We start from the raw sequence: 26,142 nt of genomic DNA, 5'->3' as shown, positions 1-26,142 counted from the left end.
CATGGCCGTCGAACGCGAGAACCTGTTGCGGGTCACCCGCATCTACGCCGAAGACGCCGCTCTCGAGCTCGAACGCGGGCGCGAGATCGTGGCGCGCTGGCCCGAGGCCGACGTCGTGCCGATCGCCTCGCACTGGCAGATCCCCGAAGTGCACGGCGACGAGACCAACGTCGCCCGGTGGGTGCGCATCAAGACCGAGGCGCTCGTGCTCGGGGTCAAGAAGAGCGTCGTCACGCGGGTGAACGGCCGCTCGGCGGACTTCATCGCGCCGTCGCTCTCGAACGGGTGCGCGATGGCCTGCAGCTATTGCTACGTTCCGCGACGCAAGGGCTACAGCAACCCGATCACGGTGTTCGCCAACGTCGAGCAGATCTCGCGCCACCTCGCGCGCCATGTGGCGGCGCGCGGGGCCAAGACCGAGCCGAACCAGTGCGACCCCGACGCGTGGGTGTACGACATCGGTGAGAACGGCGATTGCTCGGTCGACGCGATGATCAGCGAGAACGTCCGCGACGTGTGCGACCTGTTCCGCATGATGCCGACGGCGAAGGCGTCGTTCGCGACGAAGTTCGTCAATCGCGATCTTCTCGACTGGGATCCCGCGGGTCGCACCCGCGTGCGGTTCTCGCTCATGCCGGCCGGCACGGCCCGCGTCACCGACCTGCGGACCACGCCCATTTCGGAGCGCATCGCCGCGATCAACGATTTCGTCGACGCGGGCTTCGAGGTGCACGTCAACTTCTCGCCCGTCATTCTCACGCCCACCTGGCTCGCCGACTGGGCGCAGCTGTTCGACGAGCTCGACGCGGCGCTGCACGCGCGCGCCAAGGCGCAGCTCGCGTGCGAGATCATCTTCCTCACGCACAACGAGGCGCTTCACGAGGTCAACCTCGGGTGGCACCCGAAGGGCGAAGACCTGCTGTGGACGCCCGAGGTCCAAGAAGAGAAGGTGTCGCAGAACGGCGCGACGAACGTGCGCTATCGCCACCCGCTGAAGGCGCAGAGCGTCGCCGCGCTGACGGAGCTGGTGGCCCGCAAACTCCCGTACTGTCCGGTGCGCTACGCCTTCTGACGACGCGTTGAGGCGCTCAGCTGATGTCGCCGGCAGGCGAGCCCTCGGTCGTCGCCGCTTCGTCGGCGTCGTGCTGGGCGGCCGCGCCCTCTTCGGGCGATTCGCTGCCCGCGCCGGCGGAGTCGTTGTCGGGCGTGCTCTTGTCGTGGGTGGTCATCGCTTCTCCTCGAGTTCGACGTATCGGCGACGCTCGCACGCGGGCGCCCGGGTGACAAGGGGGTCGACGCGCCTCTTCGGACGCGTCGGGAGTCAGAGCGGGGTGACGCCGTAGCGCTCGCGGAAGTCGGCGGTCGCCGCATCCTCGAAGTCGTCGGCGTCGTCGCGCAGGTCCATGTCGCCCATCGCGATCACAGCAGCGGCGCGAGGGCGCCGGCGGTCAGGGCGAAAGCCAGGGCGGTGCCGCCGACCGCAGTCGCCGTCAGCACGCTCGCCCGCTCGAAACGGTGTCGACGGGCGGTATTCGCGGGGTGGGAGGTGGTGCGCAGCGATGCCTTGGCGGCACTGAGGGCGTCGTAGCGACCGATCGGAATGCCGTGCGCGTCGCGCGAGACATACCCGCCCGAGACGGCGTCGACGCAGCCGAAGTACTCGCCGCCGCGGTGAGCGACCCAGAATCCGGTGTCGACGTTGGCCCAGAGCACGCGAGCGGCGCTGAGGGTGGAGGGAATGGATGCCGTGGTCATCTCAGGCCGCCACGGACAGCGAGCGGCGACGCGCAGGCGCCGTCGTCCGCGAGGGGCTGACGCGAGGCGACGCCTCGCTGGTGGGGATGTCGACGTGCAGGTCGACCACCAGGCCGGCGGAGGAGTTGGCCATGTCGGCCATGTTCTTCAGCACGGTGGCGTTGAGGGTCTCGGGCTCGGCGCTGTCGAAGACGAAACGCATCGGGATCGCCGGCTGAAGCCAGAGGGTGGAGCGGCCGGGGGTGCCGTCGACGTGCGTCCAGCTGAGGGTGAAGCTCTCGCTGCGGCGGAGCTTGGTCGTGACGACGACCTTGAGGTGGGAGAGCAGGCGGTCCGGGATCTGGATCGACTCGGTCGCGGTGCCGTAGTACAGGTGGCCCATGGGGGAACTCCCTTCGGAAGCGATTAGCTGTGCTTAGAACATACTCGATTAGTAACTAGTTTGTCTAACTATTATTTCCGGTGTACAGTTCCGGGAAGAGCGGGGAGGAGTGTGTCATGACAGACGTCGAAACCACGTCCCGCGGACTCACGCCCACGGGAGCCGACGAGGTCACCTACTGGTACGGAGACGAGCCGAGCGATCGACGACACCGCAGCAAAGCGGTGCTCGAGGCTCTGCGCATCTACCGTGCCGCCGAGGTGGCGATGCGTCGTCGTACCCGCGACTCCATGTCGATGGGCGAGAACGAACTGCTCGTGCTCCGCTACCTGCTTCGCGACTCCACGCGGCGGGTGCGGCCGGGGGAGCTGACGAGGTATCTCGGGCTCTCCACGGCGTCGACCACGGCGATCCTCGACCGTCTCGAGCGGTCGGGGCACATCACGCGGTCGAACAACCCCGACGACCGCCGCAGCATCTTCATCCAGGCCACCCCGCGCGCTCACGCCGAGGTGCGACAGACGCTCGGCAACATGCACGACCGCATGCTCGCCGCCGTCATCGACATGACGCCCGACGAGTCCGCAGCGGTCGTGGCGTTCCTGCAGCGCATGAGCGACGCCGTCGACGGCGTCGCGGTCGACACCCCGGCGGTCCATTCGCCGTGATCTATGTGCTCGTCGGCGGCCCGCGCGACGGACAGCACGTGGATGATCTGCCCCGCGGTTACCGCCTCTCCCTCAGCGACCCGCAGCCCGCGCCCTTCGGCGAGTTCGACACCGTGCGCGCGGTGTGGTTCGAGCTCGACGAGGCCATGTTCCGCACGACGCAGCGTCGCGACTGAGCCGTACTGCACGGGACGTTCCCAGGCAACCCACCGGCGTCGGCGGACGCGAGGTCGCAGTGTGGGTACATGCGATGCGTGACCTATGCCGGCGAGACCGTGATCACCACCGATGACGTCGCGGCGTCACTGGTCGAGCTGACCGCGGCGGTCGCCAAGGAGGGCCAGGCCGAGGCCGTGAGCATTCCGATCGTGACCGACGACAAGAAGGTCGCACAGGCCGAGCTCGTGATCGGCGTCGGCAACGACGTCTTGTCGGCACCCCTCGAGTGGGATGACGAGCAGCCCGACTTCTCGCACGCCGCGAAGGAGCTGAAGGAGCACCGGCTGTTCCCCCGACCGCACCTGCGCGCCGTCGACCCCGATCCTCACGCCGACGACGAGCCCATCGACTGGGACTTCGATCAGCCCACGCAGGCCTGAGGGCACACCGGGTGATTTCCGCTGCCGCGCGGGTGAGCGACGAATCGATGCTTGCCCGCCGCGGCGGCATCCGTTATGTTCGCAAGTCCGTGCCGCCGGCACGGAAGGCCGAGAGGACGAGACGATGACCGCCATGCGCGATCTGCGTCAGGAGCAGCAGGGAACGAACAAGTCGTTCCCTCTCTCGTCGTACCCTCCGGCGCCGGTCGTCTAGAGCTCATCCGCTCACGCCCCGCACCGTCAGGTCGGGGCTTTTCTCTTTCCCTCGTGGGGGAGTCGTCTCGATCCGAGGCCGCTCCCGCGACGTCTGCGGGCCACCCGCACGACGTCATCGCACGAAGGAAAGGAATCATGCAGAAGCTCACCGAACGACTCGTGTCGTGGGCGAGCCTGATCGACGACAAGACCGTCGAACAGGCCCGCACCTCGTCGCGGATGCCGTTCATCCACCCCCATATCGCCCTCATGCCCGACGCCCACCTCGGCCTCGGCGCGACGGTCGGCTCGGTCATCCCCACGCTCGGGGCGATCATGCCCGCCGCCGTCGGCGTCGACATCGGCTGCGGAATGATCGCCGTCAAGACGCAGTTCACGGCCGCCGACCTCGACGGACGCGACCTGTCCGAGCTGCGGCAGCAGATCGAGCGCGCCATCCCGCTGTCGGCCGGCCGCGACAACCGCAAGATCGTCGCGACCGCCGAACCGCGCATCGCCGAGCTCGAAGACCGCGCCGAGAAGGCCGAGTTCGACCCGGCGTCGTACGCGGGGCACTGGCGTCATCAGCTGGGGTCGCTCGGCAGCGGCAACCACTTCATCGAGATCTCGCTCGACGAGAACGACGACGTGTGGATGTTCCTGCATTCCGGGTCGCGGGGCATCGGCAACCGCATCGCGAAGCACCACATCGGTGTCGCGCAGCGCCTGGCGACGCAGTGGTGGATCGAGCTGCCGCATCCCGACCTCGCCTACCTCGTCGAGGGCACGCCGGAGTTCTCCCGCTACATCCGCGAGCTGCGGTGGGCCCAGCACTTCGCGCTGCTCAACCGCGAAGAGATGATGGACCGCGTCGCGAACCAGCTCGGTCGGTTCCTCGACACCCCTGTCGAAGAGCGCGAGCGGATCAACTGCCACCACAACTTCACCGAGTCCGAGATGCACTTCGGCAAGCGGGTGTGGGTCTCGCGCAAGGGCGCAATCATGGCCGACGAAGGTCGGCCGGGCCTGATCCCGGGGTCGATGGGCACCGCGTCATACGTGGTGGAGGGGAGGGGCGACCCGGTGTCGCTCAACTCGTCGCCGCACGGGGCGGGCCGGGAGTACTCCCGGTCGGCTGCGCGCAAGACCTTCACGCACGAGCAGCTGCGTGAGGCGATGCGCGGCATCGAGTACCGCGACACCGACGCCTTCCTCGACGAGATCCCGCAGGCCTACAAGCCGATCGACCGGGTCATGGCCGACGCCGCTGACCTGGTGAGCGTGCGACACGTGCTGCGGCAGATCGTCAACGTGAAGGGCGACTGAACCGGATGCCACGGGCGCGAGCGAGCGCCCGTGGCATCCGTCTGCGATCCTCCGAATGTCGTTCTTCCGGAGGATGCGGGATCGTCCTCGGTCGGTGAGCATGGAAGCGAGCTCGCGAAGCCGCGCGGGCCGTCACTTCCCCCTGGAGTGCGAACCATGTCACCTGAGTCCGTGTCACCACCGCAGGTCGCCGACCGGCGAGAACGACAGCGCGCGTGGATCCGTCTCGCGAGGGAACGCCTGTCGGCGTTCGTCCTCAGCTCGGCGGGGGAGGTCGACGCCGCCTCCCGCGAGGCCGAGACGGCCCTGCGCGAAGCCGTGTCGTCGGGAGCCGCGATCGAGACCATCTCGGCCGAGCTCGAGGTCAGCCCGCGAGCTCTGCAGGCGATCGTCGACGGCTCCGTGCCGTTGCGCAGCCTGCACCCCGACGACAGCCTGCGGCCCGCCTGAGTCGACGCCGGCCGTCGCGAGCGGGGTTACGCTCTGTCGAGAGCGTGCGGCGAGGAGGCGACGGCATGAGCGAACGCCGGTTCGAGTGGGGTGGGCTGAGCGCCGACCGCGGCGACTACGTCACCGCCGCCGAGGCGCTGGCCATGCTCGAGGTGCTCGCGCTCGCGCAGGCCGATCTGGCGGTGACGACCGAGCTGCGCGACGGCGCCGCGTGGGCGCGGTTTGCCCGCGGTGACAGGTGGGCGCTGGTGTCGACCCCCGGGTCGCGCTGGTTCTCGGTCGAGACCGACACCGGCCATCGGGTGCAGATCGTCGATGCGAACTCGTCAAAGGACCAGAGCGCGCAGTTGCTCGCGGTGTACGTCGACGTCGCCGAGGCCTACGTGCGCGGTGACGCCGAGCCGGTGCGCGGCCGGGGCCTGGCCGGCTCCACGCTCACCGTCGATGTGAATGGCCGCCAGGTCATCCTCACGCAGGCCATCGGTCGACGCGTGCGCGGGCTCTTCGGCCGCTAGAGCCGGCGGCCGTCGCGGTCAAGCCGGTGCCTCCGCCGGGTCGCGGTTGCGAGGCTGGGGGTCCACGCGACGAAGGGACCCGCATGAGCGACCAGCAGAACTCCACCCCCGACGACGCCGCCGACCTCGGCGACGACGACACGGTCAAGCCCAGCCAGGAGAACGACGTCGACGAAGAGGCCAAGGCGCCGTCGAAGGACGACCCCAACGCCGACCACCAGGCCACCGGCATCGGCGTCATCGGCGACGAGTGATCCGGATGCCGCGGGGTGGCGCGATAGCCCGCCCCGCGGCATCGATCCGCGTCGGAGCGGCGCCGGGCGCGGTGATAGCCTTGACCGGTCCGCCTCCGTAGCTCAGGGGATAGAGCGTTGGTTTCCGGTACCAAAGGTCGCAGGTTCGATTCCTGTCGGGGGCACCGAGAAAAGGCCGCGATCGCATCGATCGCGGCCTTCGTCGTTCCCCGGGGGGTCAGCCCTCGTCGGTGACGGCTCCGGTCGGCTCGGCGTCTTCGACGAGGTGCTGCGAACCGAGTTCGTCGGCGACGGCGCGACCCTGATCGACCGCCTCCTCCCGGCTCGAGAAGCTCGCCGAGAGTTCGGGGCGTCCCTCCACGGAGTTCTCCCACTGGCCGCGGTTGGATCGGGTGGTCACGTCGTTCTGGCTCATGGCATCCATGTCACACCCCCGTGCCGGGCGCCGCACCGCTCTTGACAGCCGTTGTCAAGCGCATACGGCATCAGCCCCGTCCTTGCCATGCTGGGGGCACCTTCGAAAGGGGTTCATCATGAGCATCGGAGCCGGCATCGCGCTGTTCGTCATCGGCGCCATCCTCGCGTTCGCGGTGGATCTGCCCAACCAGTTCGTCGACCTGACCACGATCGGCTACATCATGATGGGTGCGGGCGTCGTCGTCTTCCTCATCGGTGTGGTGCTGCTCGTGCGTCGTCGCCAAACCGACACGGTCACCCGCACCGAAGGCGTCGGGGGCGCGCAGGTCACCCGGTCGACCACGCGCTCCGACAACGACCCCCTCGTGTGACGCGGCGGGGCCGCCGCCCCGGAGGACACCCATGAGCGAACCGACACCCACCGTCGCCTACGACCCCGCCGTCGACGATCTGTTCGACGGTCGCTACCGTCTCGGCCGTACCCTCGGCCGGGGCGGTTACGCGTGCGTCTACGAGGCGGTCGACACCGCGCTCGAGCGCACGCTCGCGCTCAAGGTCATCGACGGCGACGGTGCCGACCCCTCGGATGTGGCGCGGGTGCGGTCCGAGATCCGGCTGTTGGCGTCTCTTTCGCACCCCTCGCTCGTCACGCTCTACGACGCGAAGCTCGACGCGACTCCGGCGTACCTCGCGATGGAGCTGATCGCGGGGCCCACGCTCGCGGAGCGCATCGAGCGCGGACCGCTCCCCGGCCCGGAGGTCGCGCGCATCGGCCGTGAGGTCGCCGAGGCGTTCGCGGTCATCCACGGGCGCGGCATCGTGCACCGCGACGTGAAGCCGTCGAACATCCTCATCCGCCCCGCCGCCCACACCGGCGAGATGCCGCGGGCCACCCTCGCCGACTTCGGCATCGCCTCCCTGGTCGGTGCGACGCGCATGACCAAGGCCGACACCGTCATCGGCACCGCCGCCTACCTCAGCCCCGAGCAGGCGCGTGGCATGCCCGCCGCCCCCGCGAGCGACGTGTATTCGCTGGGCCTGGTGCTGCTCGAGGCGCTCACGGGCTCGCGTCCGTTCGGCTCGCGCACGCCGCACGAGGCGCTCGCGGCCCGACTGGTCTCGGCCCCCGACCTGCCCGCGAACCTCCCCGGTGCGTGGCGCGAGGTGCTCGAGCGCATGACGGCGATCGAAGCGAGCGAGAGACCGGATGCCACGGGCCTGATCGTCGCGCTGCGCACCCTGTCCGACGTGGCGGTGCCGCCGCCCTCGACGGAGGCCGCCGCGCAGACGCGGACCCTGCCCGGGTCGACCGCGCCGACGCGCGTCTTCGAACCGTCGCCTCGCAATGCGGGTGGGGCGAAGGAGTCGCGGTCGGACCGGCGCCCCTCGCGGCGCACGCTGATCATCGGCGCGGTCGTCGCCGTCGTCCTCCTCGCGGGGGGAATCACCGCCGCCGTCGCGATGACCAACACGGGCGCCGCGAGCGAACCCGCTCTGCCGACACTGCCGCAGCCCCTCGACCAGCACATGAACGACCTCTACGACGAGGTAGCCCCGTGAGGCGCCGCGCCCTTCCCGCGGTCGTCGTGACCGTCGCGGCGGCGTTCGTCCTCGCGGGCTGCACTCCGCCCGCCGCGACGCCGACCGCGTGGCAGCAGAGCGTGCAGACGGTCGCCAAGCAGGCCTCGACGGGCGACTACTCGACGGCCCTGACGAGCCTCGACGCCCTCGAGGCCGAGGTCACGGCGCGCCGCGACGCGGGGGAGATCACGGCCGACGAGGCCGACGCCATCCTCACGCGCATCGCCACCGTTCGCGCCGACCTCACCTCGCTGGTGCCGGCACCGGCGTCGACCCCGACACCGGAGCCCTCGCAGACCACCGAGTCCGGGACCGACGATCAGCAGGACACGGTGACCGACGACGGTGGCGACGATTCGTCGAACGACGGCCCCGCCGACAAGGCGCCCGAGCCCGGGAACAACGGCAACGGCAAGGGTCCCGGCAAGGACGGCGGCGGGCCCGGCGGTGGTCCGGGCAAGAAGGGCTGAACCCCGCTCGTCGCGGCGGCCCGCGCGGTGCGCACCGCGTGCGAGGATTGCTCGGTGCCGCGCCGCGTGACCGCCGAACTCGACCTCGATCTGGGGACGTCCGTCGACCTCATCTTCCAGATCACCGCCGCGCGCGGCGTGCCCCTCTCGGAGGAGACGCTGACCTTCTCGAGGGGTGACCTCACGTGGGCGGCCACCGAGCTCGTCGACGCCGCCGGGAGTCGTCTGCACCGGCTGACCGGCGACCAGGGTCCGCTGAGCATCCGCTACGAGGCCGTCATCGACGCGCGCGCGACGCCGCCGGCGACGAGCGCGCTCGACACCATCGCCTACCTCCGTCCGAGTCGGTACTGCCAGTCCGACGAGGTCTTCGGGCAGGCCCGCCGGCAGTTCCGCGGACTGGCCGGCGCCGACCTCATCGACGCGGTATCGGAGTTCGTGGCATCCACCGTCACCTATTCACCCGGGCTCAGCCTCGGCACCGACAGTGCCGTCACCACGCTGGCGAGCGGTCAGGGCGTCTGCCGCGACTATGCGCATCTCGTGATCGCCCTGCTGCGCGCGATGGACGTCCCCGCCCGCTACGCCGCCTGCTACGCGCCGGGCCTCGTGCCCATGGACTTCCACGCGGTCGCCGAGGCGTACCTCGACGGACAGTGGCACGTCATCGACGCGACGCGCCTGTCGGACCGCCGGTCGCTGGTGCGCATCGCGACGGGGCGCGACGCCGCGGACTGCGCCTTCCTCAGCTATCACGGCGGGTACGTCGGCCTCGAGAGCATGCGCGTCGATGCGGTGCTCGAAGACGAGGCCCCCGTCGGGCCCGACGACCACCGGGTCCTGGTGCAGATCGCCTGAGGGCGAACGGAGGGTCGGGCCGTCCGCTCCGCCTAGAATTGCAGGGTTATGGATCCTGCAGCCCTCTCCGTCGCCCTTCTCGCCGTCATCGCTCCGCTCGCCGAGGCGCGACGCGAGGGTTCGTCGGCGGGGCTGACCGCCGCCGATCTGCCGCTGGAGCGGCCGAAGAACCGCGACCACGGCGACTGGGCCTCCAACGCGGCGCTGAAGCTGTCGAAGGTCGTCGGGGCGAACCCGCGCGAGTTCGCGGCCGAGATCGCCGCGGGCCTCGAGGCCGTCGACGGCGTCGCGAGCGTCGAGGTCGCCGGCCCGGGCTTCATCAACATCCGCCTCGACGCCGCCGCGGCGGGCGCGCTGGCGAAGCTCATCGTCGACCAGGGCGCGGCGTTCGGCACGAACGAGACGCGCAGCGACGAGATCATCAACCTCGAGTTCGTCAGCGCGAACCCCACCGGACCCATCCACCTCGGGGGCACCCGTTGGGCCGCGGCCGGAGACGCCCTCGCGCGCATCCTGGCGTCGCAGGGTGCGAAGGTCACCCGCGAGTACTACTTCAACGACCACGGCGCGCAGATCGACCGTTTCGCGCGCAGCCTCGTCGCCGCGCACCAGGGCGACCCGACCCCCGAAGACGGCTACGGCGGCGCCTACATCGGCGACATCGCGAAGCGCGTGGCAGAGGCGTACGACGGCGACATCGACGCCCTCGACGCGGATGCCAAGCAGGAGGCCTTCCGCGAGCTCGGCGTGAACTTCATGTTCGGCGAGATCAAGCAGTCGCTCCACGAGTTCGGCGTCGACTTCGACGTGTACTTCCACGAGAACGACCTGCACGACTCGGGTGCGGTGGAGCGCGCCGTCGCCCGCCTGCGCGAGCTCGGGCACATCTTCGAGGCCGACGGCGCCACGTGGCTGCGCTCGACGGCGTTCGGCGACGACAAGGACCGCGTCGTCATCAAGTCCGACGGCAACCCGGCCTACATCTCCGGTGACCTGGCCTACTACCTGAACAAGCGCGAGCGCGGCTTCAACCGCTGCATCATCATGCTCGGCGCCGATCACCACGGCTACGTCCAGCGCCTCATGGCGATGTGCGCCGCCTTCGGCGATCAGCCCTACGTCAACCTGCAGGTGCTCATCGGCCAGATGGTCAACCTGGTGCGCGACGGCCAGCCGATGCGCATGTCCAAGCGCAACGGCACCGTGGTCACGCTCGAAGACCTCGTCGAGATCGTCGGGGTGGATGCCGCCCGCTACGCCCTCACGCGCAGCTCGGCCGACTCCAACCTCGACATCGACCTCGACGTGCTGCAGAAGCGCACGAACGACAACCCGGTGTTCTACGTGCAGTACGCCCACGCGCGCACGCACAACGTCGCGCGCAACGCGCACGCCTCCGGGGTCGAGCGGTCCGAGTTCGCGCCCGAGCTGCTCGCTCACGAGTCCGAGTCGGCTCTGCTGGGCGCGCTGCAGGAGTTCCCGCGCATCCTCGCCTACGCCGCCGAGGTGCGCGAGCCGCACCGCGTCGCGCGCTACCTCGAGGAGCTCGCGGGTCTCTACCACCGCTGGTACGACAACTGCCGCGTGATCCCGCAGGGCGACGCGCCGGTCGAGCCGGTGCACCGCACGCGTCTGTGGCTGAACGACGCGACCGGCCAGGTGCTGCGCAACGGCCTGACCCTGCTGGGCGTCAGCGCTCCGGAGCGGATGTAACCGATGACCGACGCCGCGGCCCCCGCCCGAGCGCCCCGCCGCCGTCGCGGGCGGTGGATCGCGGTGCTCGTCGTGGTCGTGGTGCTGCTGGTCGCCGCGGTCGTGGCGGCGGAGTTCATCGCGCGCTCGGTGGTGACCGGGACGGTCCGCACGCTCGTGGTGAAGAACGTCGGTCTCCCCGCCGATCAGGACGTCGACGTGCAGCTCAGCGGCCTCGTGCTGCCGCAGGTCATCACGGGGCGGCTCGACGACGTCACGGTGTCGTCCGACGACGTCACGCTCGGCCCCATCACCGGGGACGTGCGCGTGGAGTTGCGCGGAGTCCCCGTCTCTGGCGCGTCGGCGGCCGACGGGGGAGTCGCCTCGGTGCGGGTGGACCAGGACCAGTTGCGGTCGCTGCTCGCGCAGATCCCCGACTTCCCCTCGGGCACCGTCACCGTGGCCGCCCCTGACGTGACCTTCGAGACCTCGCTGTCGCTGTTCGGCATCGCCATCCCCATCGGGGCCACGGTGGCTCCCGGTGCGGCCGAGGGCGACCTGACCCTCACGCCCTCCGCCTTCTCGGTGGGCGGCAACGCGATCGACGCCGACACCCTCCGCGGTCAGTTCGGCGGCGTCGCCGATCCGCTGGTGCAGACGCAGACCCTGTGCATCGCCGATCGCCTTCCGGCAGGGCTCACGCTCACCTCGGCGACCGTGCAGGGGCAGGACCTCGTCGCGACCTTCGACGTCGCCGGCGGCATCCTCGACGACCCCGCGCTGCAGGCCGACGGCAGCTGCGGCTGAGCCGCTCCCGCGCGCCGTGGGCGCGTCAGGCCTCGACGTGCAGCAGTTCGGCCTGGACGAGCTGATCCAGGATGCCGCGCACCGCGGGACCCGCCGTCTCGTCGCCGAGCCCGTGCATCACCGCGTCCTCGAGTGCGTCCAGCGTCGCGCCGTCGGCGGCCTTCCACAGCGAAGGAGCCAGCCCCGCCAGCACGCGCAGGGTGCCCGCCCCCGCGGAGGTGGCGGTGAGCACGGCGAGGCGCCCGTCGTCGAACGACAGGGAGTCCACGGCATCCGCCAGCCGATATCGCGGGCCCCCCGCCGCCTCTGCGACCTGCAGCGGAACGTCGTCGAGCGGGGGCCGTTCGATCGGCGCGGCCGCGAGGTCGAGGTCGTCGCACAGTGCGAGCAGCTGCTCCGCCTCGGTGTACTCCGCCCGGAGTGCGCCGCCGGTCGCGTCGAGGTGACGCGTGATCGCGTGGAGCGGCCGCGGCAGCGAGGTGATCGCGCTCGAGTGCGGGGCGCAGGCGGTGAGGGCCTCGGCCGGCGACACGGGCACCAGCCGGGCTCGCCGCAGGCCGGCGCGGCGGTCGAGCAGCACGATGCGGCCCACCCGCAGGCGGGTCGATTCGAGCCCGCGCAGGTCGAGGTCGCCGGGGGCGCGCTGCACTTTGACCTCGTGGCCGTCGGTGATGATCGACAGCGGCTTGCGGTACGGGTGCACGGTGCCGTCGAGGTCGATGCCGACCGTCTCGTCCGAGACGTAGCCCCATCGACGGGCGAGGGTGCGCGTCGCGGTGGTCTTGCCCGCGCCCGAGGCGCCGACCAGCACGATCACCCGTCCGTCGGATGCCGCGAGGCCCGCCGCGTGCAGCATCCAGCGCTTTCCGCGCCCGGCGCCGATCGCGGCCTGCGTGACGGCGCTCGACAGGTCGGAGAGCATGCGCGCGCGAGAGATCGACGGGTCGGCGACGACGGTGGCGTCCGGAGCAACGGCGTCGCGGCTGCGGGCGTCGCGCCACGCGCTCTCGACCGCGGCCCGTGCGTCGGGGTCGAGCCCGGAATGGTCGATCGCCACGCGTGATCCGACGGCGTCGACGAGGAGCGGGGGCACGGTGGGGCAGGACGACACCGGGCCACCCTAGGTCGCGGTCCGCCCGCGGCCGTCGCCGGCCCGGAGGGGGTGCCCGCGCATCGCCCGCGGCCTCACCCGTGGGTGGCGCTTCTTTGGTCCGCGCTCGGGGGAGTGTCCCGGCGAGGCGCGGGCGGGGCGCGCGGAGCGCCCGGCCGTACGCTGCCCCGCGCCCGCCGGATCTCCCGCGACGGGCCGACCCCGATCCGGAGGCCGATCGATGAGCATCCCCCTCACCCGTCGCAGCGTGCTCGCCGCCGGTGCCTGGGCCGTCCCCGCAGTGGCTGCCGTCGCGGCCGCGCCCGCGTCGACCTCGAGCGCCGTGCGCGGCTGGACGGTGACGACCTCGCCCGCGTGGGCCTATCCCGACGAGGTGGTCGCGGTGCGCGTCACGAGCCCCGACGACGGCGCGCCGCTCGCAGGACGACCCGTCGTGCTCGCGCTGGGCGAGCCCGACCAGGGGGTCATCGACCAGCCCGCGGGTCTGACCGACGCGACGGGGGTGTACGAGACGACACTGCGCGTCCGCGGCGACGCCGCAGCGGGCGGGGGCACCCTCTCGGTGGCCGCCGCGTCGGGAACCGCGAGCTGCGCCATCGAGGTGCGGGCGCCGCGGGCCTCGACGCACGACTCCTCGGGCGCGACCACGCGTGTGATCGCGCTCCCGCACGGGAGTCAGGACGATGTCGCCGCGGTCGAGAACCGCCAGTTCGCCCACAGCGACCTGCAGCCGACCGGGCGGTACGTCTTCGCGGGCGACGCGCTCGACGTCGTCGTCGCAGCCGACGCGCCCGCCGGCATGTCGCTCGTGATCGGGGTTCGTGGACCGTGGCGCGCCTTCAATGCGGGACAGCAGCAGGACCTCAGCGTGATCGCCCTGTCGCCGGGTGCGCACAGCATCACGGCGCCCCAGGACGGCCTCGTCTTCGTCCGCAACGGCTCCACCGAACGCTCCGGAGCCCTGACGATCTCCGGTGGAGCCCCGCACCCGGTGTGGGTGAAGGATCAGACCAAGCCCGACGAGTTCGCCGCCCAGCTCGCCGCGTGGTCGGCCGCCCCGGCCGTGACGCTGGTGGGGGAGCGGGCCTTCGCCGACGTGCAGCGACGGGTGGTCGACGACCTGGCGTCGCGTGGCGTGGCGTGGGATCCGGCCGACGTCGTCCTGCGTCTGGACCGGGTCGTGGCGTACACCTGCGACGTCTACGGGCTCTCGCGCGCCGCGGTCGGGGCCGCGCGCGAGAACCCGGGTCGCGTGTACTTCGGCGGGCCCGACTCCGGCGGCGGGTGGGCGTTCGCGACGAGCCAGTGGGTGTGCTTCCAGGTCGACACCGGGGCGAGCGAGACCCTGCTGACCGACACCGACAGTTGGGGGATCTGGCACGAGGTCGGTCACACCTTCCAGGCGCCGGCCTACCGGTGGAGCGGGCTGATGGAGGTCACCGTCAACATCTCGGCCCTCGCCCTGCAGAACCGGCTGACCGGTGAGAACCGTCTCGACGACGAGGCCGACCGCAAGGACCGCGCCGCGCAGTACCTCGCCCGCCCGGTCGACGAGCGCGACCACGCGCAGCTGACCGCCGACGATCCGTTCCTCGGCCTCTACCTGTTCGAACAGCTCCGCCGATCCTTCGGCGACGCCTTCTATCCCGCGCTGAACCAGGAGTACCGCGTACGGCGCATCCGCGGGTTGTCGATGCCCGAGCCCGACCAGGACAAGAAAGACCTCTTCGCCGAGATCGCGTCGCGGGTCGCCGACCGCGACCTGGGTCCGTTCTTCACCGAGTGGGGCGTGCCCCTGTCGGCATCCGTGCTGTCGTCCCTCTCGGCGTACCCGGCGCTGCAGAACCCGATCTGGGCGGCCGTCGACTCCCACGACGCGGTCGTGGAGCGCGCCGTCGGCTACGACCTCCCCGTCGGATCGCTCTCGCTCGTCGACGGGACGATCGACCTGGGCGAGCACGACGGCTCGTCCGGTCGCGTGACCGGCCTGTCCACGCTGGGCGGGGCGACGAGCGCCGTCGTCGCCGCCGAGTCGACGGCGAACGACGTCGGAACCGACGGCCGCGTCACGGTGGTGCTGCAAAGCGCCGACGGCACGCTCGAGGCGCTGTGGCGTACCGCACCGGTCAACGTCACCTCGGGACTGCAGTTCGTCGGGATCATGGACTGGCTCGCCGGGTGGGTCGGGATCAGTCGCGACGGAACCCACCTGACCGCGACCTCCACCGGCATCCGCCCGCACGACTACTACTTCCAGGGGCGGCTCTACTACGAGCTCACCCTGACGGATGCCGACGGCGCCGAGCTCGTGAGCGTGTCGGTGAACGGCGACGAGACGCACGACAAGGTCGTGACCGCCCTCGACGGCTTCCCCGTGGCCGACGGCTTCGCCCTCGTCGTGAACGCCGCGGAGGTCGACCGCGTGCGCGTGTACCGCGACAGCGTCCGGGTCGACGCGGTGACCACGCGGCCGCAGACCCTCGCGATCCGAGGGGGGCGTTTCGTGGTGTGACCGTCGGCCCGGCGTGGGAAAGGTGCGGCATACGACGTGCCCTAGACTGCAAGGACTGCCCGCCGCGTGACTCTCCGCGCGGGTGGGAGCCGTGATCCGCGGCCGTCGCGTCGCCGCAAACCCGATTGGTCCCCCTGTGTCCGCCTCGCACTCCGCGCTCGTGCCCGCCTGGCTCACCGCCCCGGCCGAAGCGAACGAGCTCGTCGCCTCCGTCTGGCCCTCGTCCGCACACCGCGTCGCCGACGGCTCCGTCGAGGTCGGCGGGGTGTCGGTGTTCGACCTCCGCGACCGTTTCGGCACCCCCCTCTACGTGCTCGACGAAGACGAAGTGCGTGCCCACGCGCGTCGCGCTCGCGCCGCCTTCGACGCCGCGGCCGCGCGCCACGGCATCCGGGCCCGCGTGTACTACGCCGGCAAGGCGTTCCTCTCGACCGAGGTCGTGCGCTGGGTCGTCGACGAGGGACTCGCCGTCGACGTCTGCACGCGCGGTGAGCTCGAGGTCGCGCTCGCCGCCGGTGCCGACCCGGCACGTCTGGGCTTCCACGGCAACAACAAGAGCGTGTCCGAACTCGAACGCGCCGTCGAGGTGGGGATCGGCTCGGTCGTCGTCGACAGCCCCATCGAGATCGAGCGTCTCGCCGCGATCGCCGAGCGTCGCGGCGCCGTGCAGTCGGTGCTCGTGCGCGTGCGCACGGGCGTGCACGCCGAGACCCACGCGTTCCTCGCCACCGCCCACGAAGACCAGAAGTTCGGCTTCTCGCTCGAGGGGGCGGCCGAAGCCGTGGCCCGCATCCGCGAGCTGTCCAGCCTGCGCTTCGTCGGTCTGCACGCCCACATCGGCTCGCAGATCTTCGATTCCTCCGGCTTCCGCGAGTCGGCCGCACGCCTCGTCGACCTGCACGCCGACCTGCTGGCCGGGGGAGAGATCCCCCTGCTCAACGTCGGCGGCGGCTTCGGCATCTCGTACACCTCGGTCGACGACCCGAAGCCCATCGAGGAGATCGCCGACGGCATCGTCGACGCCATCGCCGACGAGTGCGCGGTGCGCGGCATCCCGATGCCCGACGTCGCCACCGAGCCCGGCCGCGTCATCGTCGGTCAGGCCGGCATCACCCTCTACGAGGTCGGCACGGTCAAGACCGTCACCGCGGGTGAGGACCTCGACCGCACCTACGTCAGCGTCGACGGCGGCATGAGCGACAACGCCCGGCCCGCCCTCTACGGTGCGGACTTCTCGGCGCGACTGGTCTCGCGCACGAGCCCCGCGACCCCGGCGCTGTCGCGCGTCGTCGGCCACCACTGCGAGTCGGGCGACATCGTGGTGGATGCCGAGTACCTGCCCGGCGACGTCACCCCGGGCGACCTGCTGGCCGTCCCCGCCACCGGCGCCTACTGCTTCTCGCTCGCGAGCAACTACAACTACACCCCGCGTCCGCCGGTCGTCGCCGTGCGCGACGGTCGGGCCCGCGTGATCGTCCACGGCGAGAGCATCCACGACCTGCTCGCGCGCGACGCCGGGATCCCGGCATCCGCCCCCACGAAAACACCCCACGGAGACACCGAATGACCGACTACCGCACGCTCCGCGTGGCGCTCCTCGGCGCCGGCGCCGTCGGCTCGCAGGTCGCCGACCTGCTTCTCAAGCATGGCGACGAGCTCGCCGACCGCGCGGGAGCGAAGCTCGAACTCGCCGGCATCGCCGTGCGCGACCTCGACGCCAAGCGCGACGTCGACCTGCCGCGCGAGCTGTTCACCACCGACGCCGACACCCTGATCGTCGGAAGCGACATCGTCATCGAGCTCATGGGCGGCATCGAGCCCGCCCGCACGCAGGTGCTGCACGCGATCGCTTCGGGCGCCGACGTCGTCACCGCCAACAAGGCGCTGCTGGCCACGCACGGCTCCGAGGTCTTCGAGGCCGCCGACCAGGTGGGCGCCGAGGTCTACTACGAGGCCGCCGCCGCGGGTGCGATCCCCATCATCCGGCCGCTGCGCGACTCGCTCGCCGGCGACCGGGTCGTGCGCATCATGGGCATCGTCAACGGCACGACCAACTACATCCTCGACCGCATGGACACCGAGGGCGCCGACTTCGGCGACGTGCTCGCCCAGGCGCAGGCCCTCGGGTACGCCGAGGCCGACCCCACCGCCGACGTCGAGGGCTACGACGCCGCGCAGAAGGCCGCGATCCTCGCGAGCCTCGCCTTCCACACCACCGTCCCGCTCGACGCCGTGCACCGCGAGGGCATCACCACGGTCGACGCCGCGATGATCGAGTCGGCCCGGCACGCGGGCTACGTCATCAAGCTCCTCGCCGTGTGCGAGCGCCTCGCCGGCGAGAACGGCGGCGGCGAGTCGATCTCGGTGCGCGTGTACCCCGCGCTCGTCGAACGCACGCACCCGCTGGCGAGCGTCCACGGCGCGAACAACGCCGTCTTCGTGCAGGCCGAGGCCGCGGGCGACCTGATGTTCTACGGCGCCGGCGCCGGCGGCGTGCAGACCGCCTCGGCCGTGCTCGGCGACGTCGTCTCGGCCGCGCGCCGCCACATCGCCGGCGGCATCGGCGTGGGCGAGTCGACCCGTGCCAACCTGCCCGCCGTGCCGATCGGGCACGTCATCACGCGCTACCAGATCACGCTCGAGGTCGACGACCAGCCGGGCGTGCTGGCCACCGTCGCGGGCATCCTCAGCGAAGGTCGCGTGTCGATCGCGACCGTCGAGCAGACCGTCATCGAGGCGTCTTCCGACGCCGTCGCTTCGACGGGCTCAGCGAACGAAGCAGAAGGCTCAGCGACCGGCGCGGGATCGGCCCGCCTGGTCATCGGAACACACAAGGCCCGCGAGCAGGATTTGAGTGAGACCGTCGAGCGTCTCGCCGCGAGCGGCGTCGTCGAGCGCGTGGTCTCCGTGCTGCGTGTGGAAGGGAACTGACATGGCACACCTTTGGGGCGGAGTCCTCCGCGAATACGCCGACCGTCTGGGTGTCACCGACGCCTCCACCGTCGTCACCCTGGGCGAGGGCGGCACTCCGTTGCTGCCCGCTCCCGCGCTGTCGCGCCGCACCGGCGCCGACGTCTGGGTGAAGTACGAGGGCATGAACCCGACGGGTTCGTTCAAGGACCGCGGCATGACCGTGGCCCTCTCGCGCGCCGTCGAGCACGGCGCGAAGGCCGTCATCTGCGCCTCGACCGGCAACACGTCGGCCTCGGCGGCGGCCTACGCCGCCCACGCCGGCATCACCGCCGCGGTGCTCGTGCCCGAGGGCAAGATCGCCATGGGCAAGCTCAGCCAGGCGGTCGCGCACAACGGCCGGCTCATTCAGATCCGCGGCAACTTCGACGACTGCCTCGAGATCGCGCGCGAGCTCGCCGACCACTACCCGGTGCACCTGGTCAACTCGGTGAACCCCGACCGCATCGAGGGGCAGAAGACCGCCGCCTACGAGGTCGTCGAGGTTCTCGGTGACGCCCCCGACTTCCACTTCATCCCCGTCGGCAACGCCGGCAACTACACCGCCTACTCGCGCGGTTACCGCGAAGAGGCCGCCCGCGGCGTCGCCACGCGTGTGCCCCGCATGTTCGGCTTCCAGGCCGAGGGTTCCGCCCCGCTCGTGCGCGGCGAGGTCGTCAAGCAGCCCGAGACCATCGCCAGCGCCATCCGCATCGGCAACCCCGCGTCGTGGGATCTCGCCCTCGAGGCCCGCGAGGCCACCGACGGCTACTTCGGCGCGATCGACGACGCCCGCATCCTCGAGGCGCAGAAGATCCTCGCCGGCGAGGTGGGCATCTTCGTCGAGCCCGCCTCGGCCATCAGCGTCGCGGGTCTGCTCGAGCGCGCCGAGGCCGGCATCGTGCCCGCCGGCGCGAAGGTCGTGCTCACCGTCACCGGCCACGGCCTGAAGGACCCCCAGTGGGCCCTGCGCAAGTCCGACGGCACCGACGTGCAGCCGACCGTCGTCGACGCCGCCACCTCGGAGGTCGCCTCCGTGCTCGACCTGCAGCCGGTGACCGCGTGAGCTCAGGCCCCGGCCGTCGGGTCGCCGTCCGGGTCCCCGCCACCAGCGCGAACCTCGGGCCCGGCTTCGACACCCTCGGCCTCGCACTGAGCGTCTACGACGAACTCGTCGTCGAGCAGCTCGAGGGCGACCGCCTCGAGATCGAGGTCGAGGGCGAAGGGGTCGCCGAGGTGCCGCGCGATGCGTCGCACCTCGTCGTGCGCGCGATGGCGCACACGTACGCCTCGGTCGGCCGCACCCTGCCGGGGCTCCGCCTCACCGCGCACAACGTCATCCCGCATGGGCGGGGCATGGGCTCGTCCGGTGCGGCCGTGGTCGCCGGCATCCTGGCCGCGAAGGGTCTGCTCGAGGGCGAGGTCGCGTTCAGCGACGTCGACCTGCTGCGCCTCGCGACCGAGATGGAGGGCCACCCCGACAACGTGGCCCCCGGGCTGTTCGGCGGTCTCACGATCGCGTGGATGGATGCCGCCGGCCCCCAGCACAAGCAGCTGATCGTGCACCGCGGTGTCTCGCCCCTGGTGCTCGTGCCGAGCTTCACGATGTCGACGGCGGTCGCGCGCAGTCTGCAGCCACTGCAGGTGCCGCGTGAAGACGCGGTGTTCAACGTCTCGCGCTCGGCGCTGCTGATCGCGGCGATGACCCAGAGCCCTGAGCTGCTGATGGCGGCCACCGAAGACAAGCTGCACCAGAACTACCGCGCACAGGCCATGCCCGAGACCGACCGGCTGGTGCGCGCCCTCCGTGCGGAGGGATATGCCGCGGTCGTGTCCGGTGCCGGCCCGAGCGTGCTGGTGCTCGCCGATGGGCCGGGACAGCGACTCGCGGCCGCGGATCTTATGGCATCCGTCGTCGACACCCCGTGGCAGGCGCTCATGCTCGCCGTCGACGTCAAGGGTGGTACAGTGAAAAACGCAGAGGGTTCCGCGTAAATTCGCGAATCTGAGCCTCTGCACCACCTGCGAAATCCGCAACACATCGCGAACCCGGTATCGGCTGCAGTCTCCCGAACCGCTGGTGTCCGTCGTCTGCGATCTGCACGACGACGCGCGATCTGATCACGTTTCATCCTGAGGAGCACTCGTGGAGTCCATCTCCGAGACCCAGCCCGTCGACGCGCCCGAGGGCGCCGAGACCCCCACCGAAGAGCAGCCCACGGCTGCGGTGGAGGGCACCGACACCGAACAGACCGACGCGCCCGCTGCGGCCGAGGGCGAAGCGGCCCCGGAGGCCGCCGAGGCCCCGGCCGACGCCGCCCCCGAGGCACTGTTCACCGATGACGCTCTCGCCGCCGAGGTCCCGGCCGAGACGGTCGCCGACGCGCCCGCCGCTGCGGAGGCGCCCGCCGCCGAGGCCGCCGCAGAGCCCGCCGCCGAGGAGGCAGCGCCGGTCGAGAAGCCCGCGCGCGCCCCGCGCAAGCGTGCCCCGCGCCGTGCCAAGAGCGCGACCGCCGAAGAGACGGCCGCCGCCGAAGCCGCCGCCGCCGAGGAGAAGGCCGCTGCTGAGGCAGCCGCCGCCGAGGCCGCGTCCGACGAGACCGCGACCACCCCCGTCACCACGGCCGCCGACGTGGCCGCCGAGGCCGACGCGAGCACCGAGACCCCCGCGGTCGACGAGGCTCCCGCCACCGAGGTTGCCGCAGCCGAGGCTCCCGCAGCCGACGCCGTGCCCGCCGAGGGCGACGCCGAGCAGACCGATGCCGAGCAGGCAGACGCCGCGCCCGCCGACGGTGCCGAGCAGGCCGACGAGACCCCGGCCCGTGGCCGTGGCCGCAGCCGCTCGCGCAACCGCAACCGCAACAAGACCGACGCCGACAAGACCGACGCCGCTCAGCCCGCCGCCGACGAGGCCGAGGCCCCGCAGCAGCAGGGCGGCCAGCGCGAGAGCGGTCGCGACAACGCTCGCGACAACGGCGCGCAGGGCAGCCAGCGCGACGGTGCGCAGCGTGACGCGGGACAGCGCGACGGTGGCCAGCGCGATGGCGGCCAGCGTGATGCTGGCCCGCGTGACAACGTCCAGAACGGCCAGCAGGCGCAGCAGCAGCAGGGCGGCGCGGCCAACAGCCGCAACCGTCAGCGCAACAAGCGCCGCGGCCAGACCACCACGGGCGACGAGTTCGAGACCGAGATCGGCGAAGACGACGTGCTCGTCCCCATCGCCGGTGTCCTCGACGTGCTCGACAACTACGCGTTCGTGCGCACCACCGGCTACCTGCCCGGCCCGAGCGACGTCTACGTCTCGCTCGGTCAGGTCAAGAAGTACAACCTCCGCAAGGGCGACGCCGTCGTCGGCGCCATCAAGCAGCCCCGCGAGGGCGAGCAGCAGGGCCGTCAGAAGTACAACGCGCTCGTGCAGGTCGACTCGATCAACGGTCTGTCGGTCGACGACGCCGCCACGCGCGTCGAGTTCAACAACCTCACGCCCCTGTACCCCCAGGAGCGTCTGCGCCTCGAGACCGGTCCCGAGAAGCTCACGCAGCGCATCATCGACCTGGTCGCCCCGGTCGGCAAGGGCCAGCGCGGCCTGATCGTCGCGCCCCCCAAGGCCGGTAAGACGATCGTGCTGCAGCAGATCGCCAACGCGATCGCGACGAACAACCCCGAGGTCCACCTCATGGTCGTGCTCGTCGACGAGCGGCCCGAAGAGGTCACCGACATGCAGCGCACCGTGCGCGGCGAGGTCATCGCCTCGACGTTCGACCGTCCGGCCGAAGACCACACCACGGTCGCCGAGCTGGCCATCGAGCGCGCGAAGCGTCTCGTCGAGCTCGGCCGCGACGTCGTGGTGCTCCTCGACTCGATCACCCGCCTCGGCCGCGCGTACAACCTCGCCGCCCCCACCTCGGGCCGCGTGCTCTCCGGCGGTGTCGACGCCTCGGCGCTGTACCCGCCCAAGCGCTTCTTCGGCGCCGCGCGCAACATCGAGAACGGCGGATCGCTCACGATCCTCGCCACGGCCCTCGTCGAGACCGGCTCCAAGATGGACGACGTGATCTTCGAGGAGTTCAAGGGCACCGGCAACAGCGAGCTGCGCCTGAACCGCCAGCTCGCCGACAAGCGCATCTTCCCGGCCGTCGACGTCAACGCGTCGAGCACCCGCCGCGAAGAGATGCTGCTGTCGAACGACGAGGTCAAGATCACCTGGAAGCTCCGCCGCGCTCTGGCCGGCCTCGAGCCCCAGCAGGCCCTCGAGGTCGTGCTCGGCAAGCTCAAGGAGACCCAGTCGAACGTCGAGTTCCTCGTGCAGATGCAGAAGTCGATCCCGGCGCCCGCGCGCGGCGGTGACGACAACAGCATCCGCTGATCGGGGCGGGAGGCGCGATGTCGGAACCCGCCATGTTCGAGTCGGTCCGCGGACTGCTCGAGGAGCACAAGGCCGTCCAGGAGGAGCTCTCCGACCCGGCCGTGCACGCGGACGCCGCGCGCGCCAAGCGCGTCAACCGGCGCTATGCCGAGCTGTCGCGGATCGTCGCGGCCCACGAAGCGTGGACCGCGGCGTCCGACGACCTCGAGGCGGCTCGCGAGCTCGCGCGTGAGGACTCCGCCTTCGCGGAAGAGGTTCCGGCGCTCGAGGAGCGCGTGGGTGAGACGCAGGAGCGACTGCGACGCCTGCTCATCCCGCGCGACCCCGACGACGCCCGTGACGTGATCATGGAGATCAAGGGCGGCGAGGGTGGGGCCGAGAGCGCCCTCTTCGCGGCCGATCTGCTGCGCATGTACCTGCAGTACGCGGCATCCATGGGCTGGAAGACGGAGCTGCTCGAACGCACCGAATCCGACCTCGGCGGCTACAAAGACGTCCAGGTCGCGATCAAGGGATCTTCGAGCGACCCTGCGCAGGGTGTCTGGGCGCACCTGAAGTACGAGGGCGGAGTGCATCGCGTGCAGCGCGTGCCCGCCACCGAGTCGCAGGGGCGCATCCACACCTCCACCACCGGCGTGCTGGTCTTCCCCGAGGTCGACGAGCCCGAAGAGGTCGGCATCGACCCGAACGACCTGAAGATCGACGTCTTCCGCTCATCGGGTCCGGGTGGTCAATCGGTCAACACGACCGACTCCGCGGTGCGCATCACCCACGTTCCCACTGGGATCGTCGTGTCGATGCAGAACGAGAAGTCGCAGCTGCAGAACCGCGAGGCCGGTATGCGCGTGCTGCGCGCCCGCCTGCTCGCCAAGCAGCAGGAGGAGCGCGACGCGGTCGCCGCCGATGCGCGCAAGTCGCAGATCCGCGGCATGGATCGCTCCGAGCGCATCCGCACCTACAACTTCCCCGAGAACCGCATCGCCGATCACCGCACCGGATACAAGGCGTACAACCTCGACCAGGTGATGGACGGCGCCCTCGGCCCGATCATCGAGTCGGCGATCACGGCCGACGAAGAAGCGCGCCTCGCGGCCCTCGCCGACTCCTAAGCTCGGGTGGTGCTCACCGCCGCCCAGATCGTGTCGTTCGACGACACCCCGCCCCCGCCCGGACTCTCGCCGTGGGTCGGCGTCGCGGAGCAGGCGCGGCACATCGAGATCGTGGATCCGGATGCCGCGTGGCCCGAGCTCTTCGAGACGATCCGTGCGCGCATCGCGGCGGCGCTCGGGGAGCGCGCGTTGAGGATCGACCACGTGGGGTCGACGTCGGTGCCGGGGCTGGCCGCCAAACCGGTCATCGACATCGACCTGACGGTCGCCGACACCGATGACGAGGACGCCTACGTGCCGGCCCTCGAGGCGCTCGGCTTCGTGTTGCGCGTGCGCGAGCCGTGGTGGCTCGGGCACCGCTGCCTCGTCTCGGCCGAGCCGGCCGCCAACCTGCACGTGTGGCCGCCCGACAGCCCCGAGGCCGCACGGCACCGCATCTTCCGCGATTGGCTGCGCGCTGACGAGGCCGATCGCGAGCGGTACGCCGCGGTCAAGCGCGCTGTCGCGGCCGATGGCTTGATGAGCGAGTACAACACCCGCAAAGAGGGTGTGATCCGCGAGATATACGCCCGCGCTTTCGCCGCGGCCGGCCTGTTGCCCTGACATCATCCCGAGACCACAACGCAGGATCCGCGGACGTCACCCGTCCGCAGACCGGCGCCGGCGCCGCACGGAGGCCGGATCTCCTGCGCTGTGTCGCGGGGAGCGTCAGACGTCCCAGGCGGGCGGATGGGGGAGCGGGCCCCGGCGCGCCTCGAGCTGAGCGGCGAGCGACAGCAACGTCGCCTCACCCCCCGGGCGGCCGACGAGCTGCACCGACACGGGGTGGCCCGTGGCATCCGCCGTCACCGGGATCGTGAGCGCGGGAAGGCCCGCCACGTTGACGAAGCTCGAATACGGCGCGTATTCGACCTGCATCGCGAACGTGCGCTCGGGGCTGTGCCCCGCGTACGAACCGACGGGCTGGGGCGGCTGCGCGAGAGCCGGGGTGAGCACGGCGTCGAAGGCCGAGAAGTCGGCGATGGTGCGACGCTCGAAGGCCCGGGCCGCCGCGAGTCCGCCGAGCAGGTCGAGGGCCGGCAGGCGACGCCCCTCCTGCACGAGCCACGCGGTGAGCGGCTCGACGAGCTCGGCATCGTCGTCGCTCAGCGGAATGCGTGCGGCACTCGCCCGCCAGAGCACATGGAAGAGTTCGGCATAGCCGAACGGATGCCAATCGGCATCCGCCACCGCGTGCCCGGCGTCGTCGAGCCAGGCGGTGGCCGTGTCGAAGGCCGCGCGGGCGTCTGCGTCGAGGACGATGTCCTCATCGTCGTCCCACGGCGAGACGGTGGTGACCCCGAGCCGAAGTCGGCCGGGGTCGCGTCGGGCGGCGTCGACGAAGGGGCCGGCTCCGGGGGCGGCCGTCGCGTACGAGAAGGGGGCGAGGCCGACGAGGGCGTCGAGCAGGAGGCCCGCGTCTTCCGCCGTGCGCGCGATCGGTCCCGTGACCGACAGCCCGTCGGGGGAGTCGAAGCCCGAGCCGATGGGCAGCCGCCCCCGCGAGGGTTTGAGGCCCACGACGCCCACGGTCGCCGAGGGGATGCGGATCGAGCCGCCGCCGTCCGAGCCGACGGCCGCGGGGAGGAGTCCCGCCGCGACGGCCACCGCCGCCCCACCGCTCGAGCCGCCCGCGCTCGCGGCGAGGCGCCAGGGATCGCGCGCCGGGTCGTGGATCAGCGGTTCGGTGAACCCGGTGAGGCCGAACTCGGAGGTGCTGGTCTTGCCGACGTTGATCGCTCCGGCGGCGTCGAGCGCCGCGGCGAGGGGATCGGATGCCGTGGGCACGTGGTCGACCCGCGCGCGCGAGCCGTACCGCGTCGGCACGCCGGCGCGGGCGACCAGGTCTTTGTCTGCCAGCGGAATGCCCCACAGCGATCCGTCGGCCGGCCGGCGAAGGTCGGCCGCCCGTCGGAGCGCGGCATCCGGAGTCACCTCGGCGAAGGCTCCGAGACCGCGGTGGCGGTCGATGCGATCGAGGTAGTGGGTCGTCAGCTCGGCGGGCGAGAGGTCACCGCTGCGGAGTCCGTCGACCTGGGCCACGAGCGGGAGGTCGTGCAGGCGGGGCATTGTCCGAGCCTACGGCG

The 26,142-nt window shown here is 71.4% G+C and carries 28 protein-coding genes and 1 tRNA gene; 23 read left to right on the top strand and 6 right to left on the bottom strand.

All coding sequences use genetic code 11. From position 1 onward, the window contains the following. The first annotated feature begins 1 nt into the window (after position 1). Positions 2–1,072 (top strand): spore photoproduct lyase family protein, encoded by a 1,071-nt coding sequence (locus ABXS86_RS05760; RefSeq protein ID WP_307209884.1) that lies wholly within the window; start codon positions 2–4, stop codon positions 1,070–1,072. Between the two features lie 16 nt (positions 1,073–1,088). Here ABXS86_RS05760 and ABXS86_RS05755 read toward each other — a convergent pair whose 3' ends face one another. From ABXS86_RS05755 to ABXS86_RS05745, 3 genes are all read right to left on the bottom strand, one after another. Beyond that, positions 1,089–1,229 (bottom strand): hypothetical protein, encoded by a 141-nt coding sequence (locus ABXS86_RS05755; protein WP_307209886.1) that lies wholly within the window; start codon positions 1,227–1,229, stop codon positions 1,089–1,091. 190 nt (positions 1,230–1,419) lie between these two features. Next, a complete protein-coding gene (locus ABXS86_RS05750; protein ID WP_307209888.1) occupies positions 1,420–1,755 on the bottom strand; it encodes a hypothetical protein in 336 nt (111 codons plus the stop codon). 1 nt (position 1,756) lies between these two features. Further along, on the bottom strand, positions 1,757–2,137 hold the full coding sequence (locus ABXS86_RS05745; protein ID WP_353665902.1) for a hypothetical protein: 381 nt from the start codon (positions 2,135–2,137) through the stop codon (positions 1,757–1,759). Between the two features lie 116 nt (positions 2,138–2,253). On the opposite strand from ABXS86_RS05745, the gene ABXS86_RS05740 reads away from it, so the two are divergent. From ABXS86_RS05740 to ABXS86_RS05705, 8 genes are all read left to right on the top strand, one after another. Continuing rightward, complete coding sequence (locus ABXS86_RS05740; protein WP_353665901.1) at positions 2,254–2,805, top strand: MarR family winged helix-turn-helix transcriptional regulator; 552 nt, start codon at positions 2,254–2,256, stop codon at positions 2,803–2,805. A 38-nt stretch (positions 2,806–2,843) separates the two neighbouring features. Further along, positions 2,844–2,981 (top strand): hypothetical protein, encoded by a 138-nt coding sequence (locus ABXS86_RS05735; RefSeq protein ID WP_186325386.1) that lies wholly within the window; start codon positions 2,844–2,846, stop codon positions 2,979–2,981. 69 nt (positions 2,982–3,050) lie between these two features. Then, positions 3,051–3,404, top strand: coding sequence for a hypothetical protein (locus ABXS86_RS05730; RefSeq protein ID WP_186325385.1), 354 nt, complete (start codon positions 3,051–3,053; stop codon positions 3,402–3,404). Positions 3,405–3,755: 351 nt separating this feature from the next. Beyond that, positions 3,756–4,925 carry an RtcB family protein gene (locus ABXS86_RS05725; RefSeq protein ID WP_307209897.1) on the top strand — a complete coding sequence of 390 codons (1,170 nt, stop codon included), beginning with the start codon at positions 3,756–3,758 and terminating at the stop codon, positions 4,923–4,925. A gap of 171 nt (positions 4,926–5,096) precedes the next feature. Next, complete coding sequence (locus ABXS86_RS05720) at positions 5,097–5,375, top strand: hypothetical protein (protein WP_307209899.1); 279 nt, start codon at positions 5,097–5,099, stop codon at positions 5,373–5,375. Positions 5,376–5,440: 65 nt separating this feature from the next. Next, positions 5,441–5,890 carry a hypothetical protein gene (locus ABXS86_RS05715; protein ID WP_144828624.1) on the top strand — a complete coding sequence of 150 codons (450 nt, stop codon included), beginning with the start codon at positions 5,441–5,443 and terminating at the stop codon, positions 5,888–5,890. A gap of 83 nt (positions 5,891–5,973) precedes the next feature. Further along, on the top strand, positions 5,974–6,144 hold the full coding sequence (locus tag ABXS86_RS05710) for a hypothetical protein (RefSeq protein ID WP_186325384.1): 171 nt from the start codon (positions 5,974–5,976) through the stop codon (positions 6,142–6,144). A 91-nt stretch (positions 6,145–6,235) separates the two neighbouring features. Further along, positions 6,236–6,308: transfer RNA gene (locus ABXS86_RS05705), tRNA-Arg, on the top strand. Positions 6,309–6,361: 53 nt separating this feature from the next. Here ABXS86_RS05705 and ABXS86_RS05700 read toward each other — a convergent pair. Further along, positions 6,362–6,568, bottom strand: a complete 207-nt coding sequence (locus ABXS86_RS05700) for a DUF2188 domain-containing protein (RefSeq protein ID WP_353665900.1) — start codon at positions 6,566–6,568, stop codon at positions 6,362–6,364. 109 nt (positions 6,569–6,677) lie between these two features. Here ABXS86_RS05700 and ABXS86_RS05695 point away from each other — a divergent pair, with 109 nt between their 5' ends. Genes ABXS86_RS05695 through ABXS86_RS05670 form a run of 6 tightly spaced genes read left to right on the top strand, consistent with a single transcriptional unit; the run spans position 6,678 to position 11,969 of the window. Next, positions 6,678–6,932 carry a DUF6458 family protein gene (locus tag ABXS86_RS05695; protein ID WP_307209905.1) on the top strand — a complete coding sequence of 85 codons (255 nt, stop codon included), beginning with the start codon at positions 6,678–6,680 and terminating at the stop codon, positions 6,930–6,932. A gap of 31 nt (positions 6,933–6,963) precedes the next feature. Beyond that, positions 6,964–8,121 (top strand): serine/threonine-protein kinase, encoded by a 1,158-nt coding sequence (locus ABXS86_RS05690; protein WP_353665899.1) that lies wholly within the window; start codon positions 6,964–6,966, stop codon positions 8,119–8,121. Further along, on the top strand, positions 8,118–8,612 hold the full coding sequence (locus tag ABXS86_RS05685; protein ID WP_353665898.1) for a hypothetical protein: 495 nt from the start codon (positions 8,118–8,120) through the stop codon (positions 8,610–8,612). The genes ABXS86_RS05690 and ABXS86_RS05685 overlap by 4 nt, the downstream gene beginning before the upstream one ends. Positions 8,613–8,666: 54 nt before the next feature. Then, positions 8,667–9,470, top strand: coding sequence for a transglutaminase-like domain-containing protein (locus tag ABXS86_RS05680; protein ID WP_353665897.1), 804 nt, complete (start codon positions 8,667–8,669; stop codon positions 9,468–9,470). Between the two features lie 48 nt (positions 9,471–9,518). Continuing rightward, entirely contained in the window at positions 9,519–11,183 is a 1,665-nt protein-coding gene (gene argS, locus ABXS86_RS05675) for an arginine--tRNA ligase (RefSeq protein ID WP_353665896.1), read from the top strand. A 3-nt stretch (positions 11,184–11,186) separates the two neighbouring features. Then, entirely contained in the window at positions 11,187–11,969 is a 783-nt protein-coding gene (locus ABXS86_RS05670) for a DUF2993 domain-containing protein (protein WP_353665895.1), read from the top strand. 25 nt (positions 11,970–11,994) lie between these two features. Here the strand turns inward: ABXS86_RS05670 and ABXS86_RS05665 are convergent, their stop codons facing one another. Next, positions 11,995–13,080 (bottom strand): ATP-binding protein, encoded by a 1,086-nt coding sequence (locus ABXS86_RS05665; RefSeq protein ID WP_353665894.1) that lies wholly within the window; start codon positions 13,078–13,080, stop codon positions 11,995–11,997. A 220-nt stretch (positions 13,081–13,300) separates the two neighbouring features. On the opposite strand from ABXS86_RS05665, the gene ABXS86_RS05660 reads away from it, so the two are divergent. The 8 genes from ABXS86_RS05660 (at position 13,301) to ABXS86_RS05625 (ending at position 24,619) form a co-directional block, all read left to right on the top strand. After that, the gene (locus ABXS86_RS05660; protein WP_353665893.1) at positions 13,301–15,592 is read left to right on the top strand and encodes a M60 family metallopeptidase; all 2,292 of its coding nucleotides are present in this window, start codon (positions 13,301–13,303) and stop codon (positions 15,590–15,592) included. Between the two features lie 136 nt (positions 15,593–15,728). After that, positions 15,729–17,159 carry a diaminopimelate decarboxylase gene (gene lysA, locus ABXS86_RS05655; protein WP_353665892.1) on the top strand — a complete coding sequence of 477 codons (1,431 nt, stop codon included), beginning with the start codon at positions 15,729–15,731 and terminating at the stop codon, positions 17,157–17,159. Beyond that, entirely contained in the window at positions 17,156–18,523 is a 1,368-nt protein-coding gene (locus ABXS86_RS05650) for a homoserine dehydrogenase (RefSeq protein WP_307209923.1), read from the top strand. The genes lysA and ABXS86_RS05650 overlap by 4 nt, the downstream gene beginning before the upstream one ends. Position 18,524: 1 nt before the next feature. Next, positions 18,525–19,607 (top strand): threonine synthase, encoded by a 1,083-nt coding sequence (gene thrC, locus ABXS86_RS05645; protein WP_307209926.1) that lies wholly within the window; start codon positions 18,525–18,527, stop codon positions 19,605–19,607. After that, positions 19,604–20,536 carry a homoserine kinase gene (thrB, locus tag ABXS86_RS05640; protein WP_144828588.1) on the top strand — a complete coding sequence of 311 codons (933 nt, stop codon included), beginning with the start codon at positions 19,604–19,606 and terminating at the stop codon, positions 20,534–20,536. The genes thrC and thrB overlap by 4 nt, the downstream gene beginning before the upstream one ends. Positions 20,537–20,687: 151 nt before the next feature. Next, positions 20,688–22,907, top strand: coding sequence for a transcription termination factor Rho (gene rho / locus ABXS86_RS05635; protein ID WP_353665891.1), 2,220 nt, complete (start codon positions 20,688–20,690; stop codon positions 22,905–22,907). Positions 22,908–22,939: 32 nt separating this feature from the next. Then, positions 22,940–24,016 (top strand): peptide chain release factor 1, encoded by a 1,077-nt coding sequence (prfA, locus tag ABXS86_RS05630; RefSeq protein WP_353665890.1) that lies wholly within the window; start codon positions 22,940–22,942, stop codon positions 24,014–24,016. A gap of 9 nt (positions 24,017–24,025) precedes the next feature. Continuing rightward, on the top strand, positions 24,026–24,619 hold the full coding sequence (locus ABXS86_RS05625; protein ID WP_353665889.1) for a GrpB family protein: 594 nt from the start codon (positions 24,026–24,028) through the stop codon (positions 24,617–24,619). Positions 24,620–24,724: 105 nt separating this feature from the next. On the opposite strand, the gene ABXS86_RS05620 is transcribed toward ABXS86_RS05625, so the two are convergent. Continuing rightward, entirely contained in the window at positions 24,725–26,125 is a 1,401-nt protein-coding gene (locus ABXS86_RS05620) for an amidase (RefSeq protein ID WP_353665888.1), read from the bottom strand. Between the last annotated feature and the right edge of the window lie 17 nt (positions 26,126–26,142).

The organism is Microbacterium sp. che218, from assembly GCF_040436305.1.
Classification (GTDB): Bacteria; Actinomycetota; Actinomycetes; order Actinomycetales; family Microbacteriaceae; genus Microbacterium; species Microbacterium algihabitans.
The sequence above is the reverse complement of the archived record's forward strand: the minus strand, read 5'-3'. Positions and strand labels throughout refer to the sequence as shown.